Here is a 16,461-nt window from a genome sequence, read left to right on the forward strand (position 1 = left end):
CCGCACCCACTCGCTGCAAGCGAAAAAATCGACAACCCCCCTGCGGCTGACGCTGGGCTTGGGGCCAACAAGGCCGAGAGCCTTTCCGACGGCGTGAAGACACAATTGGCCGACCAGCTCAAAAAAGAACGGGACGGCAAACCCCGCGACACTCGCCATATCCAGGCATTAGATGAAGGGCGCAATGAGCACGATCGATTCTACCTGAACGCCGATGGAACCAAATCGCTCGTGCGCAGCCTTCAGCCAACAAGCTTCAAAGACAAGGACGGGAACTGGCAAGACGTCGACACCTCTCTTGAGCAAGACAAATCATCAGGTAATTGGCACACCAAAGCTAACACCTGGCACGTCAATTTCGGGGATATTTCGGAAGAAGGTATCCAGATTGAAAAAGACGGACATACCTTTGCGTTTAAGCCAGTTAACGGCAAAAGCGTAAAGCCATCCATTTCGGGCGAGGCGCCCAACCAGGAAGTGACGTACCGGAATGTCTGGCAGGGCATCGACCTCAAATACGAAGTGTCGGGTGCGCAGCTTAAGGAAAGCATAATTGTTAAGAGTAGGCTTACCCAAACTGCTTTTGATTTCGACGCCATAGGAGCCAACTTAAGGCCCAATCCGGATAAGGCTGGCTCGTACCTGCTCGACGGCGCATTTGCTGATTTCTCTATCGCATCGGCAACAATTGAAACTGCGAATGACTCAGCAATTGATGACGCCAACATTTCTCAGTCCGCTAATAGCAATAATGTACACGTCGCGCTGGACTCTACCTGGCTGAAATCTCAATCTGTCGGTGCCTTCCCGATCATAATTGACCCCACCCTCACATATGGCCCGGCCGCGCCCGCAGATTACTACAATTTCAGCTCCATTCCGTCCTCCTGTCATGGCTCAGTGGCCTGTGGCGGCCAAGCGATGGGCAACCAAGGCGGCAGCACCAATTGGCGCTTCGCCTTCAAGTCTGACCTAACGACAATCCCCACCAGCCCACAACAATTCCCGCTAGCGGCCAACCTCCATCTCGAACTCAAGAGTGGGACTACAGCTTCTCAGCCAATTTCAGTTGATCATTCCACCTGCCAGACGGGCATGAGTTGCTACGATACATCATGGGATACATCCACGGGTTCAATTGGCTCAGTGGGAGACATAGACGTAACGAACGTCTTTATAGGCGCCATGTGGCAGGGCGTTAACCAGCCTTGGTTCATGGTCCACGGCAACGAGGCCAGTGGCTCAAGCAGCTATAAGTTATTCGATGACACCAAAACCACCATCACAATTATTTATGAAGCTCTTCCGACCCAAAGTATTCTTGATACCACCAAAAATAATCCAGCCGATGGCGGCATAGCGGTGACCACGCAACCGACCTTCTTCTCCACGACCGCAACCGACTCGGATGGACCTGCGCCACTGCTGTATCGCTTTATCATCGGGACCAATAAAAACGTACCTGCGTACAACCCATATAATCTTTTCCAAAGCGTGGGCGGAATAGTGAGAGACTCCGGCCCAGCCGCATCTACCCAGTGGACAGTATCCGATAATGTTCTTCAAGATGGGACGACATATTACTGGCAAGTAAGCGTAAGGGATAGCCTGGCCAACACTCCGGAAAGGTACAGTCCTGCCTACTCGTTCAAGGTTGACCTCCGTAACGGCAAAGATGTCACGCAGGCCTCAGACTCTGTGGGGCCGGCAAGCATCGACCTCGCAAACGGTAATCTTGAAATGGGCGCTCAGAGCCATAACATTACGGCACTTGGCGGCAACCTCGGGATCAACCTCAGCTACAACTCCCCTCAGGTATCCCGTCAAGGTCTTATCGGGCAATATTGGAACGACAATGGATCGCATGCGTTCCCGTCTACAGCGCCGCTTTATCAGCGCGTTGATCCAAACGTCGACTTTAATTGGGGCACGGGTGGACCATACACCGGGGTCATTAACCAGGACAACTTCCTGGGCCGCTGGACGGGCTACTTTGTGGCGCCGCAGAATGGAACATATCAATTCGGCACCACTTCAGACGATGGCAGCCGGATTCGTTTAACCGCCGACTGCACCGGTAGTCCATACCTCGATCAATGGGGTAGTCTGCCCAATGATCTCTTTGGCGGCAGCGTAGTCCTCACCGCCGGCCAAATACAGCCGATTTGCTACGAGTACTATGAAGCCGCGGGTGCCGCCAACGCCCAATTGCGAGTCAAAACTATTGATGCCCCGATCATCACCAGCAGACCAATCGACACCGCCTGGCTCCAAACCGGCGTCCGGCCCGTTGCGACACCGCACGGGCTTGTAGGTCGGTACTATCTCGATACCGCAGGCCACAGCTTCCCGACCCAAGACGACCCTCAAAAACTATTCCTTGCCCGAACCGACACCAGTTTGACCCAAAATTGGGGCACCGGCTCGCCGGTGCCGAACGGGCCCACCACTGGCTATATGGTCCGGTGGACGGGGTCGTATACGCCAACCCTTACCGGCGCATACAACTTCAAGGCTACTGTCAGCGATGGCGTACGGGTGACCGTTGGCAGTACGGTCGTCCTCGACGCCTGGAGCGACCATGAGCCGGCCGCCACTGTGGGCCCCACAGTCCCCGTTAATCTAACAGGCGGCACTTCCGTGCCGATTACAATCGACTATTACCAAAATTCGGGAACGAGCCAAATCTCGCTGCTAGTCAACAAGCCCGACAGCACCGGGGCGTATGTGCCCGTGGAAACGACGTCGCTCAGTCCCCAGGCTCAGGTGCTCCCGGAAGGCTGGGCTCTAGGCATTGATGCGGATGGCAATCTTAAATACGACTACGCCGTTATCGGGCTAAATAGTGTCACGCTGCGCGACTCTACCGGCCAAACCCACGAATATAAATTCATCAACAACGGATTTACGCCGCCGACCGGTGAAATCGGCCATATGGTCCGCAACGGCGACAGCACCGTCACCTTCCAGGATGCTGACGGCCGCACCTACGTCTTTAACCCCAACGGCACGCTCGCATCCACCACCACGCCAACGGATGATCTACATCCGACAGCCCTCAAATACACCTACGCAGGTTCGCCGGCTCGCCTTACCCAAATTACTGATGGCGTAACTTCAAATCGCTGGGCCAAGATATATTATGCGGGCGATACCACGAACTGCCCGAGCCTTACAGCAGGATACACGGCCTATACTGACGCGAGAGTTGTCGGTATGATCTGCGCTATTGCCACCTCCGATGGTACCCAGTCCACGCCAGTAAACGTGCTTAATGGGAATGTAACGCGCCTCTCCTACCAAATAACCACGCATCCCGACAGCACGACCGCTCCGAATCTAGCTCGTATCGAAAAGCCCGGAACCGACTATACCGACTACGGCTATGACTCACTTGGCCGCGTCCTAAGTGTTCGCGACAGACTAGCTAGTGATGCCGTTTACGCAACCCCCCAAGTGCGCCTGCCGGACGGCACCGAATTGACAACGATACAGTACGACGCTCTAGGGCGTGTATCGAACGCCACATTGCCTGCCGCCACAGCTGGCGCAGTGAGGATCGCTCATACCTACAACTATTACACCGGCCAAACCCAAATGCATCTTACGGGCGCCACGGAGCCAAACGGCTTTAGCCGTAAAATCCTCTATGACGCGACCCTTCGAACTACCAACGATTACGATGTAGCAAACCTCAACACTCAGAGCGAATGGCACGGCAGCAAGGATCTTGTGCTCTCAACAACCACGCCCGCCGGGCTTAAATCCACAACGCTCTACGATTACGCCGACCGGCCAATTGACCAATACGGACCAGCACCCAGCGCCTGGTTCGGTTCCGACCGTAAACCGCTGCCAGGAAACGAACCCGTTTCGGGACAGCCATACGTGAATCTTATTGCACATAAGCAAACTGGATATGACGAGTCGACAGTAGCGGGAAATAGTGCGCTCAAGAGCCTAGCTGCCACATATTACAATGTCGATACATACACTAATGGCACCGGGCAGCCCGCCAAAGCACTCTTTGGCACTCCCAAGCTGCACACGACAGGTATAGGCGGCGCAAACGGTGACATCAATAAGACGTGGGCAGGTACGCCGCCGTTTACACCCGACGCCGCACCGGGTGGCGGCACCTACGGCTGGGGTACCCGGCTTAGCGGATATGTACACTTCACGGCGGCCGGCAACTACACCTTCCGAATCCAATCAGACGATGGGGTGCGGCTCTGGCTTGATGACACCCTAATCATTGACGACTGGACCGATGGCAGCTCGCGCTCGCATGGAATGGTGGCTGGATACACAGGCTTTAACAATACAGCCGACTCCTACCACCGTATCCGGCTCGATTACTACAACAAGGCCGTGGGCGGAGTCCTTAATACCGATGCCGCACTAACGCTCTACATGACCCCGCCCGCGGGCGGCGAAACGAGCGCTCTCGGCACCCTGCTAAACCCCGGATATGGTCTAGCTACAACGAATACCGTCTATGACTCCAACGCCAACGTTGGCAATAGAACGACAACAACCGGCTACGGCCCGAACCCCGAGCTTGGTTTGGCCCAAACCTCCATTGTTGACCCCACGGGACTAGCCCTCACTACAAACTACACCTACGAAGCCCAAGGGGCGGCTGGCAGCTTCTTGCGGCAGCTTACCAAAACGTTGCCAGGAGGCAATACAACCAACTACGCCCACTACGCAGCCACTGATCCGCCGCGCGATAACCCATGTACGGTACCGGTTGAGTCCTACAACCAGGCGGGACTGCAAAAATTAATCACGCAGCCTGACCCTGACGGTGCCGGCCCACAAACGCCAGTTACCACAGAGACGATTTACGACAATACCGGACATGTAGTAGCTTCCCGCTACAATACCGAGGCATGGAAATGCACCACCTACGACGCGCGCGGACGCGTCACCCAAGTTGCCACTCCCAGCCAGCCGAACACTCCGCACGTCACTCGTTCCGCGCGCACCGTCACCAACAACTGGTCTGTCGGCGGCAATCCTTTGGTGACAAGTGTCGCCGACTCCACTGGAACGATTACCACTACCGTTGACCTACTGGGCCGCATAACGAGCTACACTGACGCCAAGAGCAACACAACGACATACGGCTATGACATATTCGGCCGCCTGACCTCGAAGACGACCCCTTACGGCACCGAAAATTACGTTTACGATAACAATAACCGCCTCACCGCGCAGAAACTGGGCACAACCACGCTCGCAACCCCAAGCTACGACGCCTTCGGTCGCTTGACCGGCGTGACCTATCCCACGGTCGTGTCCTCGTTCCCGGTCAGCACCATGACCATGGCCGTTTCTCGCGACAATCTTGGAAGGGTCAATAATTACGATTACACTGTCGTGGACCCCGCCACATTCACAGTTAAGCACGTTATCGACAACATCGCATTCAGCCAGTCGAGCCAAGCCGTCTCGGGCACCGAAGCGGGGGCCGCAAAGACCTATACCTACGACAAAGCCGACCGGCTCACCACCGCCACGCTTGGCACCCACAGCTTTAGCTACAGCTTCGGGGCTCCGACAGCCTGCACGGGAACCTATAACGCCAACGCCGGCAAGAACGCCAATCGCACGAGCCAGGTACAAGATGGCGTCACCACCACCTATTGTTACGACAATGCCGACCGCTTAATTTCCAACACAGCAAATGGTGGCGCCAGTGTATCCGCCCACACCTATGACGCACACGGGAACTTCGCGACACATGGGATCGATGGCTCTAGCGGCGGCGGCAATACAAAGATTGAATACGACTCGTCGGACCGCGCCGTCTACACATCCGATCCGGGCACAAACACTACCAATATCCGGGATGCACAGGATCGCCTGCTTACGATGGATGATTTCTGGCACAGTGATTACGGCTACTCTGATCCGGGCGATACACCTGATTTTACCCGCGGAACAGCCGGCTACGTACAAGAGGCATACATCCGGCTTATCGGCGGCGTGCTCTTAACTAATCGCTTGGGCGGAAGCGGGCAGCTCGACGGCCAAAATGTTTCGATGCCTAATCTGCATGGTGATGTTTTCGCTATAGCCAACGGCACCGGATTGCTCAGACAGGGGAAGTACCCCAACTATGGCATTTTCCAATACACACCATTCGGAAGGGACCTCACGGGCGTTGATGGCTCCGAAGCCCCCGACAATGCTATGGGAACAAATAAATTCACCACGGTGGGTGGGTTTGGTAAGTTAACCGAGACGGGCAACACATCACAGTTTGTCTTCATGGGCGCCCGCCTCTACGACGCTTCCCTCGGTCGCTTTGCTCAGGTCGATCCGATAGACGGCGGAACCGAAAACAATTACGTCTATCCGCCGGACCCAGTCAACAACTTCGACCTGAGCGGTACAAACGCATGGGATACAGCAGGCACAGTTGTAGGAGTTGGCGCGCTCGCGGTCTGCGTCGTAGCAAGCGCAGGAGCCTGCGGAGTCGCGCTGGGCGCCGCTACGGTAGCGGGTGCAGCGATCGCAGGCATGGCTACCTGGCAAGACACCCATAATTTCTGGCTTTCTGCAGGCATAGGGGTAGCATCCGGCGTTGCTGACCGGCTAAGTGGAGGCCTCTGGAAAACAAGCTCAGTCTTTAGGGCCGGCGTATTAAGGCTCGGGGCGAAATATCAAAGCAAGGTAGTAACAAACATGAGAGCCGCTAAACTCGGTGCGAGCTACATTGGCGGGTTGATCGTAAACAAAGCTGCAACCTCGACAATAAGAGGCGTCTATGACGACTGGTGGCTATGGAGCAGGAGTAGGCGGCCCGATTACGTTGGGCTTACAATGATAGCATGAGCAAAAGAACGACATGCTACTGCGGAAAACCATACGCCCCTCTGGACGGCAGATTCTTCAAACTAGGAGGTCTTGTGATAATCGCTGCAATCGCACAATGGATAATCACCGGTCCGGACATAGCCCATTACAGGGCCTTCGGTGGATTCCTTGCGGTCCTCGTAATAATGCTGGGATTTCTCGTCGTGGCAACTGTGGTAAGGCTGCGTCAGGGGCATACCATTTTCTGTGCGATATGGGATGGAATTCGGTCAACGGTTCTGTAGGGATTAAGAGTATTTAAGGAGAGTCTGAATGCAAAACCCATTGGCGCATGTCCCCGAAGAGAAGGCACAGAAGGAGCTGGTTCGGTTCCTGATCATAGGCTGGATAGCTGCGGTCGTAGCATTTGCTGTGTTCGGCTGGGCGTTCATTGTCGCGCTCGGTTGCGCCAGCCGATGCTTAATATTGAGTTGGCATACCGGTAATAAGGAACGCTCAAAAGCTTGGCTTTATAAGCTGGCCAGCATATTGCTGCTAATCGTATCCATCTACGAGCTCTACCTGGTGGTCCACCAGCCCTAGCATGATAAAAGCTCCCGAATTCTACCAAATCTTCAAGCAGCACGACGAGCCACTAAAGCAGGCCGGCTTTGCCCGGCAAGGCCGTCACAAATATAGCCGCAACGGCAATACGCTCCAAATAATCCTCGGCAAATGGAGTTGGACCGAAGACGAGGGCTGGGATTTCTTCATCCGCATCACAGACCTAGCCTACCCGGCCGAAGGACACCCTCATCAACCATCCACAGACGTGACTCCCGCAACGCTCGTCTCGCAAAAGCTAATCGACCCAAGAGCGATTGATGCCGCATACAAGGCATATGCCGCCGAACACAAAAATCTGTACGGGAATATCCCAAACAGAGCGTTCGTCTTCTACGACGCCGAGCATCTCGGTAAAATTCTGGACCTGTTCCTATCCGCTATCGTTCAGGCAGCCCACAACTGGGATACCTTCCGCAACGAGGAACGAAAGAAGCCCCGCGCCCCCTTCCGTAAGCACACGGCCGAGGAGCTCCAAGCTATTGAAGACCGGATCGAGCGCGACCTGCGGTCGGCTGGCCTCCAAATGGAGTTGGTCACTCCGCCTAAAAAGACCAAGTCGGCCAACCCACCGGGTTGATTCCAGATGCCGCTAATGGTAAAACCAAACCAGATAGTTGTGAGCGTGGAGACCTTTTTGAGTACTTGCAGGTACGAAGCGAGGTGCAAACACTATCAATAGAAAACGGGCTGAAGCCCGTTTTCTATTGTGACGGCATCAGAGCCCTATCTAGATCAAATGGTTGTGCCGAAAGCTGTAGCACCCTTTCGCCGTCACAATAATATGATCCCGCACGGGCATGCCAAGCAAGAGACCCGCCGCTACGAGCTGCTGGGTGGCCGATATGTCTGGCTGGCTCGGGCTGCACTCGCCAGAAGGGTGATTATGGGCCACGATTATAGATGCCGCCCGGTCAATAATTGGACCGGCAAATACTTCACGGGGGTGCGTGAGGGCCACATCAAGTAGCCCTATCGTAACAACGCGCCGGGCAATAAGGCGCATCGCACTGTCCAACGAAAGGCATACGAAGTACTCCTGCTTCTTGTCTCGAAAATAATCCAAGTACGGAAGTACATCCTGGGCAGCGTGCATCGGCCTGGCACTTTGCTCATGAGGTATAGTTTGACAGAACGGACAGGGAATCCCATCGGCGGTTTTCAGCATAGCATTTTATAAACAAACTGTTTATACGGCATTGTTTTGAATGTATATGCAATCCCAAATATAAACAAGTCGTTTATATAACGATCTGTTTATATTTCCTACGCTACAGGCATGAGTAACACACAAGAATCCAAGCAACTTATGGCCTTTGGCCGCAGACTAGCTGATGTACGGAAAAGCCGCGGGCTAACCCAGCAGCAGTTAGCAGAAAAGCTAAGTATAAGCCTCGTATCCATCGGCTACATCGAAACAGGCAAACGCTGGCCGCGACTGGTAACCCTGCACCGGATTAGCGCTGCATTAGGCGTACGCCTCGAAGAACTCTTTAAGGGGCTGTAGCCGACAAGCAACGTGCCAAGCGGCCATTTGGGAACACTTCCCTGCCGGCGCTCCATAGGGGATAATAGCAACAATACATTAGGAATCGTCATGAGTATCATGCCCTCTCACATCCAGTGACTGCCCGGCCGTAATGGCTAATCCTTCAGCATATTTCTGCTGTAAATAATTAGCAGCCATGAGCTGCTGAAGGATATAACATGTCAACACGATATTTCAATCACCGAGTCCAAAAAGCCCGACAATTCCTTGCTCAACGCATGTCCGGCGACACGCCAGAACATCCCGGGCTAACAACCTCATTTTGGAATTTACTCGAAAAAATTAAGCAGGATAGGGAAGCAGCGCTTGCCTTAGCCTACTCGCTCCTGGATACTTCGGCACCATCCGAGCGCTTCTTTGCCGTTGTTTTGCTGGGTAAAATCTTCAACCCCACCGAGCGGCATCAGCGCGCCGAAGCCCGCCATATGATCGCAGTCTTGGCGGCCAGGGCCGCCCGCGAACGACACCCAGCTATCCTCACGCAAATCGGTTACGCCCTCGGCAAGCCGTATCTTCGTGAAGCCGTCCGGCCGCTCGTCAAACTGTCCCGCCATCCACACGAAGACGTTCGGTATGCCGCCACAGGTTCAATCGTGTCGGGTATTCATGAGCGGGCGCCAAAATATGCCCTAGATCGGCTATTTGAGCTCATGCGCGATCCCGACCCAGACGTGCGCAATTGGGCCACTTTTGCCGTCGGGACACAGTTGGACATCGAAGCTAACAATAGTGACGCCATCCGCCAAGCGTTGCTCGACCGAACTCGCGACCGTCATTTTGAAACCCGCGCCGAAGCCTTTCGCGGCTTGGCTAGGCGAGGCGATCGCCGCGGAGTGCTACCCTTAAAGCACTGGCTGGAACGCCAAGACCAGCAGGGCAAAACGATTTGGACTTGGGAGATCGAAGCCGCCGGCATATATGGCGATCCGATCTTTTATCCCGCGCTAACGAGCGTTGCCGAGTGGTGGAGGACAGACCAGCCAGTCATGAGCTGGGCACTGGCTCGCTGCCATCCCGATATGGAGATTCGGGACAGAACATTGCTCGAAGACCAACTGTACTAAGCTTGCATTAATGTACTACTAATACTACAATAAATACCAAGAACATGAGTACGTTAACAGTTCGGCTAAGCACAAAACACAAGCCCAAATTGCAGTACTCATAGTACAATAAAGTCATGACACCAGTGCGACCAAGATTCCAAATCAACGCGGCTCCTGAAATACTCAACGAGGCCAAGGCCATTGCCTATAGTCGCGGGCTAAGTCTGACGGAATTTGTACTGCAAGCGCTCGCTAAAGACGGGAATGACAAGCTTAAAAAGCTCGTCGAAAAGGACCTGGCTAACCGCACCCGGCCGGGCAATCCCTCTAAACCCAAATTCTGAAAAAGCCATAACTTAGCCGAATTGCTACATTTCGCGAATGTTCGCTGAAACTTGTTTTGATGGCAAATTACGGTAAGCGAGGGTAGAAATGGGCAGAGTTAAAGGCGCAAAGAACAAAGAGAAGTCCCCTGAAATCTTCAGCATGACGACAGACGATCGCATCACTCTCCTAGCCAACATTATCGTCGACGCCATCGCTGATAAGGAAACTCGAGAAGCCATTGACGCGGCCATGGCTAAAGAAGCCCAAGAGAAGCAATAGGGGAGGGGAATATGCCGTCATTAGCCAACAAGAATGCCGTAGCCGCAATCCGAGTATCCACCGAGAAACAAGGCCGAGACGGCGATTCGCCCGAAGCTCAAAAAGAACAAATCGAACGCTATGCCGCCACCCAAGGCATCACAATCAAACAATACTTCGTATTTCTGGAATCTGCTTCCAAAGACCAGCAGCCAGTCCAGCCGGCCATCGACTACTGTAAGAATCCCAGGAACGACATCCAGCTCTTTATCATCAAATCCATCGATCGCTTCACGCGCGGTGGCTCACATGCCTATGGCGAGCTAACCGCCCAGCTCGACCATTGCCGGGTCAAACTCGTGGACATCTACGGTGTCATTAGCGGCCAAGAAATTAACACCCTCGATCACCTCGGCTTCGAATACAAATGGAGCAAATACTCACCCAGCAAAAAATCGGAAATCCTCGAAGCCGAACGCGCCAAAGATGAACTCCGCGACATCATGAGCCGCATCATCGGCGCCGAAATCCGCTACACCCAAATGGGCTACTGGATGCGCCGTGCACCGTACGGCCTCATCAGCGAAAAAGCCGAAACCAAGCATGGCAAACGATGTGTGCTCAAGGCTCATCCCACCGAATCCAAGTACATCCTCCAGATGTTTGAGCTAAGCGCTAAGGGCACCCTCCATGACGAAGAAATCGTAGACAAGCTCAACGAACTTGGCTTCAGAACCAGAGTGAAGTATATTCGCGACCAAAATGATAGGACTAAGGTCATTGCCAAAAGCGGGGGCAACCCGCTAACGGTGAAGGCAATGCACAAGTTACTTCGCAACCCCATCTACGCCGGCATCAACGCCGAGAAGTGGACAGGGGACAAGCCCATTAAGTGCGCCTTCCAAGGCCTCATCTCCGTCGATCTCTTCAATCGCGCCAACAAAGGCAAGAAGGTAATCGTTGAGAGCGCCAATGGCGAAATAGCCATTAGTACCAAACGACCACCCGAGCATCTGATTAACAAGGGTAAGCGTTATCCTGACTTTGCTTTCCGTTATCTACTTTGCCCCGATTGCCGTAAGCCACTCGTCGGCAGTGCTTCCCGTGGCAAATCCGGGAAGTACTATCCCGCCTACCATTGCGCACATCGTGGGCACTACTACCGTATACCTAAGCAGGAGCTGGAGGATCGAGTCGCCGAGTTTATCGGCAACCTTACCGTCTCTAGCGATCACCTCGATGCCGTCATGAATGCCGTCTCTGCTGAGTGGCATCTGCGCAACCAAAGCCAGCTCCAAGAGCTGGAGGGCATCGAGGAGCGCATTGCAGAGCTAAGAAAAGATGCTGTCGCCACCATGGACAAGATTCGCGTATTGAACTCACCAACCGCCCTTAAATTTATGGAGGAAGACCTCGTGAGAATAGAACAGCAAATCGAAGCCCTTACCGACGAGAAGGCCAAGAAAGAAGCCGAGAAACCGCACGAAATTAGCAAAGTCTTGGGAAGGGTCCGATATTTCGTGGAACACCTCGATAAATTGATCCTCCAACAGATAGACCCGATCAAAAAAGCCCAGCTTTTCGGCGTCATTTTCGACCAAATCCCAACTGTCGATGAAATAAAATGTGGAACACCAAAAACACCCCTGTTTCCAGGAGTGAATGGCATCTTTGCGCTCGCAAATATGAATAAAGACTCTATGGTAGTCCCACGGGGAATCGAACCCCGGTTGCCAGGATGAAAACCTGGTGTCCTAACCGTTAGACGATGGGACCATATCATTTTTTGAACTGGTAAATACTACCATATTGTGTACCCTCTAGTATAGACATGACGACGCTTTCTCCCATCCTTGCTCGTGCTCGCGGCAGTCAGTTCCTGCGGCACAATGCCATCTTCTTCTCCGGGTCGCTCGTGGTGAGCGTGCTCAATTACCTGTATTACCCCATCCTGGGTCGCCTGCTGCCGGCCACGAGCTTTGGCGAAATTCAGGCTGTGGTGTCGTTGTTTTTGCAGGCCACCATTTTCCTCGGGGTGGTCGGCAACGTAGCCGTCAACGTGGTGGCCAACGAGCCAGACGCCGCCCGCCGCAGCCGCACCGTCGGCGAGCTGGAGCGGTTGGCCGGCCTGGTAGTTCTGATCGGCCTCGTCGCCGGGCTGCTCGCCCTGCCGGCCATCCAGCGGTACCTACATTTCAATGATCCGCTGCCATTCATTATTCTTGGCATCTCGCTCTTCATAAGTGTGCCGCTGTCACTGCGCCAGGCCTACTTGCGCGGTGTCAATGCCTTCGGCCGACTCTCCATGAGCAACATTCTCTCCGCCGCCGCCAAATTGCTCGCCTCGGTCGCCTTTGTCCTCGGGGGCTTCGGTACCGCCGGTGCTATCGGCGGCCTGGTGGCGGCCCAGCTCATCGCGCTCATCTACACCGCCCGCTACGCCCGTCGCCTCGGCCTGCACCCCTTAGCCGGCCGCTGGCGCTGGCCCGATCTCGCAGTCATCCGGCCGCAGCTGGCGTATGCCGGCCTCGTGCTCATCATATCGCTCGTGACGACGGTTCAATTTAGCTTCGACATCCTCGTGGTCAAGCACTACTTCTCGGCCGAAATCGCCGGCGCCTACGCCGGTATCGCCACCATCGCTCGCATCATTTACTTTCTCACGGGCTCAGTAGCGGGCGTATTGCTTTCGACGGTCAAACTCGGCGAGCCAGCGGCCGCCACGCGCGGACTGTTGTGGCGCTCGGTGGTCTTGCAGACAGTCCTCGGTGGCGCCGCGCTCACGGCCTTCGCGCTGTTCCCCAGCTTCTTCACCCGCCTGCTGCTGGGGCCGCGGTATCTGGAGCTGTCCTCGCTGCTCCCAGAACTTAGCCTCGCACTTTTCGTGATTGCGTTCATCAACCTGCTGCTCACCTACGACCTGGCGCTGCGCCGGTACTCCAGTGCCGTCATCGCCGTGGCCGGCGCCGCCCTCACCTTTGGAGCCGTCGCGCTCCACCACGGCACCCCTGCCGCGGTCGTGCGTGCGCTGCTGATCGGCTCGGTCCTCATGCTCGGCCTGCGCCTGCTCGACACCGTCCGCCGCCGCCTCTGGCCGCATCGAGGATAGTCGAATTCTCCCGAAACGCGTCATTCCTTAGAAAGTTTAAGGATTTTTTAATATTTTAGGGGAATCAAATTGGGGGATAGCACAAACATATAGGAGCCCTCTATCGGTAAAATATGCCACGGGAAACCTAAAAACATCATACCGAACAAATTCCGAATATGCAATAATACTCAGGCACATGACCAAATCTACCCTCATCTCCATCATTATCCCGTGCCACAACGAAGTCGCCAACCTAGGGGCGCTGCACACTGCGCTCGATACCGCTACCAAACCGCTGGCTGACCAGTTTGAGTTTATCTTCGTCGACGACGGCTCCACCGACACCACCCTCCCCGTGCTCCGCCAGCTCTGCCTGGGCGACCCGCGCGTCCGCACCATCGAGCTGGTACGCAACTTCGGCAAAGAAATCGCCGTGAGTGCCGGCCTGCACGCCGCCCGCGGTCAGGCCGGCATCACCATCGACGCCGATCTCCAGCATCCGCCGGCGCTCATCCCCGAGCTCATCGCCGCCTGGCGCGCCGGTGCCGAGGTCGCCATCGGCGTTCGGCGCCGGGGTCACGACCACGCGCCCGTGCTCAAGCGCGCCGGCAGCAGCCTGTTTTATCGCCTCATCAACGCCATCTCCGGCGTCGAAATCCGGGCCGGCGCCTCCGATTACCGCTTGCTCGACCGTATCGTCATCGACGAGTTCAACCGCTTCACCGAGCGGGGTCGCCTCACTCGTGGCCTCGTCGATTGGCTCGGGTTTCGACGTGCCTACGTAGAGTTCGTTCCCGCTAAGCGCCATGCCGGCATCGCCGCCTATTCGTACCAAAAGCTCTTCGGGCTCGCCGTCACCAGTGTCGTCTCCATGAGCTTTTTCCCTTTGCGCCTTGCCGGCTACCTCGGTCTCCTCATCACCCTCATCTCCGGCCCACTTGGCATCTTCATTTTCGTCGAGAAGTACCTCCTGCGCGATCCGTGGGGGCTGAGCTTCTCTGGCCCCGCCATTCTGGCCGTGATCCTGCTGTTTCTGGTGGGCATCATCCTGATTTGCCTCGGCCTCATCGCTATGTATATTGCCAATATTCACACTGAAGTCATGAACCGTCCGCTCTACGTAGCCCGGCCCGAAAACCACCTTCACGCCGGGAAAGCTGCCGAGTGAATATCGTCTGGTTCAACTGGAAAGACCTCGACAACCCCCAGGCTGGGGGAGCCGAGGTAGTAAACGAGGAGCTGGCCGCTCGCCTCGCCGCCGCCGGTCATACCGTCACCTTCATCACCGCCGGCTATCCCGGAGCGTCCGCCACCGCCGTGCGCCGCGGCTTTAGCGTCGTGCGCGTCGGCAGCCGCTTCACCGTTTACCTCGCCGCCGCGCGTTATTTCCGTGCCCACCGCGCGCAGCTGCGCCCCGATCTCGTCATCGATGAGTGCAACACCATGCCGTTTTTTGCCGGCCGCTACACCGGCGTCCGCACCGTTTTGTTCTTTCACATGCTCTGTCGCGAAATTTGGTTCTACGAATTCCCGCAGCCGCTCAGCACACTTGGCTACCTGCTCGAACCACTCTATTTACGCCTCCTCAAGCCAAAATCAGCCGTCATCGCCGTTTCCGCCTCCACCAAGCTCGACCTTGTGCGGCACGGCTTCACCGCGCGGTCCATCCGCGTCATCGCCGAGGCCACGCAGCTCACTCCCGTGCCAGAGCTGCGGGCCATCGCCAAATACCCCGACCCCACGCTGCTGTCGCTCGGCGCCATGCGCTCCATGAAGCGCACGCTCCACCAAATCGCCGCTTTCGAGCTCGCCAAGGCCCAGCTGCCCCGCCTCAAATTCATCGTAGCCGGCGACCTCAGCGGCCCCTACGGCGCGCGCGTCCAGGCGGCCATCGCCGCCAGCCCCCACCACCACGACATCACCGTCCTCGGCCGTGTCACCCCCGCGCGCAAAGCCCAGCTCATGCAAAAATCCCATCTGCTCCTCGTCACGAGCGTCAAAGAAGGCTGGGGCCTCGTGGTCACCGAAGCTGCCACCCAGGGCACCCCGGCCGTCGTCTACGACGTCGACGGCCTGCGCGACAGCGTGCGCCACGGCCGCACTGGCCTCGTCACCGCCCCGAGCCCTCAGGCCCTCGCCACCGCCACCGCCAGCCTGCTCCAAGACCCCGCCCGCTACGAGCAACTCCGCACCGCCGCCTACACCTGGGCCAGCACCCTCACCTTCGATCGCGCCTACGCCGACTTCGCCGCCGCGCTGAAGCTCAGTTAAGCCCCCGTCCGCTCAAGGTTCTCCACCCGCCGCTCCAGCTCGGTGTACATCGAGCCGATAATGGTATGCCCATCACGAATCACGGTAGAAAGCTGGCTCACCGTGCGGGCTAACAGCGCGTCCAACTGTGCTTCCGCTGCGTCAAACCGCCGGTCTACCTGCTCAAATTTGCGCTCCACTTCATCAAATCGTCGGTCCACCAAATCAAGCCGCCGATCGATATCATCGAACCGCGGATGATGCGCAATCGCCTCGTCCATCACTACTCGCATCAAGCGAAAATCTTCAGTCGTCAGTGCCATCAATCTCGTCCATTATTCAGTCATTTTATCCTCACACGCCGGCATCATACCGAACATATTCCGAAGATTCAAGCCCAGCGGTAAACTACCGGATTCCTATCATACCGCCCACACTGCATCCCGCATCAAGTCTTGAAATTCTCCCTCCCAACCCATCTCCCTACATTCCCGACCACCCCGCCCTGT

Annotated in this window: 16 protein-coding genes and 1 tRNA gene; 10 read left to right on the top strand and 7 right to left on the bottom strand. The window is 55.9% G+C overall.

What is annotated here, in order from left to right:
• Nucleotides 1–93 precede the first annotated feature (93 nt).
• Genes VMT30_04385 through VMT30_04400 form a run of 4 tightly spaced genes read left to right on the top strand, consistent with a single transcriptional unit; the run spans nucleotide 94 to nucleotide 8,011 of the window.
• Nucleotides 94–6,846, top strand: a complete 6,753-nt coding sequence (locus tag VMT30_04385) for a PA14 domain-containing protein (GenBank protein HVQ44174.1) — start codon at nucleotides 94–96, stop codon at nucleotides 6,844–6,846.
• Nucleotides 6,843–7,112, top strand: a complete 270-nt coding sequence (locus VMT30_04390) for a hypothetical protein (protein HVQ44175.1) — start codon at nucleotides 6,843–6,845, stop codon at nucleotides 7,110–7,112. The genes VMT30_04385 and VMT30_04390 overlap by 4 nt, the downstream gene beginning before the upstream one ends.
• Before the next feature lie 28 nt (nucleotides 7,113–7,140).
• Nucleotides 7,141–7,410: a hypothetical protein gene (locus VMT30_04395; protein ID HVQ44176.1), complete on the top strand. Its 270-nt coding sequence runs from the start codon at nucleotides 7,141–7,143 to the stop codon at nucleotides 7,408–7,410.
• A gap of 1 nt (nucleotide 7,411) precedes the next feature.
• On the top strand, nucleotides 7,412–8,011 hold the full coding sequence (locus tag VMT30_04400; GenBank protein ID HVQ44177.1) for a hypothetical protein: 600 nt from the start codon (nucleotides 7,412–7,414) through the stop codon (nucleotides 8,009–8,011).
• Between the two features lie 150 nt (nucleotides 8,012–8,161).
• On the opposite strand, the gene VMT30_04405 is transcribed toward VMT30_04400, so the two are convergent.
• Nucleotides 8,162–8,599 (bottom strand): JAB domain-containing protein, encoded by a 438-nt coding sequence (locus tag VMT30_04405; protein ID HVQ44178.1) that lies wholly within the window; start codon nucleotides 8,597–8,599, stop codon nucleotides 8,162–8,164.
• Nucleotides 8,600–8,710: 111 nt separating this feature from the next.
• Here VMT30_04405 and VMT30_04410 point away from each other — a divergent pair, with 111 nt between their 5' ends.
• From VMT30_04410 to VMT30_04420, 3 genes are all read left to right on the top strand, one after another.
• Nucleotides 8,711–8,938 (top strand): helix-turn-helix transcriptional regulator, encoded by a 228-nt coding sequence (locus VMT30_04410; GenBank protein ID HVQ44179.1) that lies wholly within the window; start codon nucleotides 8,711–8,713, stop codon nucleotides 8,936–8,938.
• A 200-nt stretch (nucleotides 8,939–9,138) separates the two neighbouring features.
• Nucleotides 9,139–10,044: a HEAT repeat domain-containing protein gene (locus VMT30_04415; GenBank protein ID HVQ44180.1), complete on the top strand. Its 906-nt coding sequence runs from the start codon at nucleotides 9,139–9,141 to the stop codon at nucleotides 10,042–10,044.
• A gap of 116 nt (nucleotides 10,045–10,160) precedes the next feature.
• Nucleotides 10,161–10,370, top strand: coding sequence for a hypothetical protein (locus VMT30_04420; GenBank protein ID HVQ44181.1), 210 nt, complete (start codon nucleotides 10,161–10,163; stop codon nucleotides 10,368–10,370).
• Nucleotides 10,371–11,051: 681 nt separating this feature from the next.
• On the opposite strand, the gene VMT30_04425 is transcribed toward VMT30_04420, so the two are convergent.
• From VMT30_04425 to VMT30_04445, 5 genes are all read right to left on the bottom strand, one after another.
• Nucleotides 11,052–11,243 (bottom strand): hypothetical protein, encoded by a 192-nt coding sequence (locus VMT30_04425; protein HVQ44182.1) that lies wholly within the window; start codon nucleotides 11,241–11,243, stop codon nucleotides 11,052–11,054.
• A 195-nt stretch (nucleotides 11,244–11,438) separates the two neighbouring features.
• A complete protein-coding gene (locus VMT30_04430; protein ID HVQ44183.1) occupies nucleotides 11,439–11,624 on the bottom strand; it encodes a hypothetical protein in 186 nt (61 codons plus the stop codon).
• 45 nt (nucleotides 11,625–11,669) lie between these two features.
• Nucleotides 11,670–11,885: a hypothetical protein gene (locus VMT30_04435; protein HVQ44184.1), complete on the bottom strand. Its 216-nt coding sequence runs from the start codon at nucleotides 11,883–11,885 to the stop codon at nucleotides 11,670–11,672.
• 105 nt (nucleotides 11,886–11,990) lie between these two features.
• Complete coding sequence (locus VMT30_04440; protein ID HVQ44185.1) at nucleotides 11,991–12,212, bottom strand: hypothetical protein; 222 nt, start codon at nucleotides 12,210–12,212, stop codon at nucleotides 11,991–11,993.
• A 100-nt stretch (nucleotides 12,213–12,312) separates the two neighbouring features.
• A tRNA-Glu gene (locus VMT30_04445) sits at nucleotides 12,313–12,387 on the bottom strand.
• A gap of 55 nt (nucleotides 12,388–12,442) precedes the next feature.
• Here VMT30_04445 and VMT30_04450 point away from each other — a divergent pair.
• The 3 genes from VMT30_04450 (at nucleotide 12,443) to VMT30_04460 (ending at nucleotide 15,973) form a co-directional block, all read left to right on the top strand.
• The gene (locus VMT30_04450) at nucleotides 12,443–13,720 is read left to right on the top strand and encodes an oligosaccharide flippase family protein (GenBank protein HVQ44186.1); all 1,278 of its coding nucleotides are present in this window, start codon (nucleotides 12,443–12,445) and stop codon (nucleotides 13,718–13,720) included.
• A gap of 178 nt (nucleotides 13,721–13,898) precedes the next feature.
• On the top strand, nucleotides 13,899–14,870 hold the full coding sequence (locus tag VMT30_04455) for a glycosyltransferase family 2 protein (protein ID HVQ44187.1): 972 nt from the start codon (nucleotides 13,899–13,901) through the stop codon (nucleotides 14,868–14,870).
• Nucleotides 14,867–15,973, top strand: coding sequence for a glycosyltransferase family 4 protein (locus VMT30_04460; GenBank protein ID HVQ44188.1), 1,107 nt, complete (start codon nucleotides 14,867–14,869; stop codon nucleotides 15,971–15,973). Before VMT30_04455 ends, VMT30_04460 begins: the two co-directional genes overlap by 4 nt.
• Here VMT30_04460 and VMT30_04465 read toward each other — a convergent pair.
• Nucleotides 15,970–16,275 (bottom strand): hypothetical protein, encoded by a 306-nt coding sequence (locus VMT30_04465; protein HVQ44189.1) that lies wholly within the window; start codon nucleotides 16,273–16,275, stop codon nucleotides 15,970–15,972. The two genes, VMT30_04460 and VMT30_04465, sit on opposite strands and share 4 nt — an antisense overlap.
• Nucleotides 16,276–16,461: the final 186 nt, after the last annotated feature.

It is taken from the genome of Candidatus Saccharimonadia bacterium (assembly GCA_035544015.1).
Taxonomy (GTDB): domain Bacteria; phylum Patescibacteriota; class Saccharimonadia; order UBA4664; family UBA4664; genus UBA5169.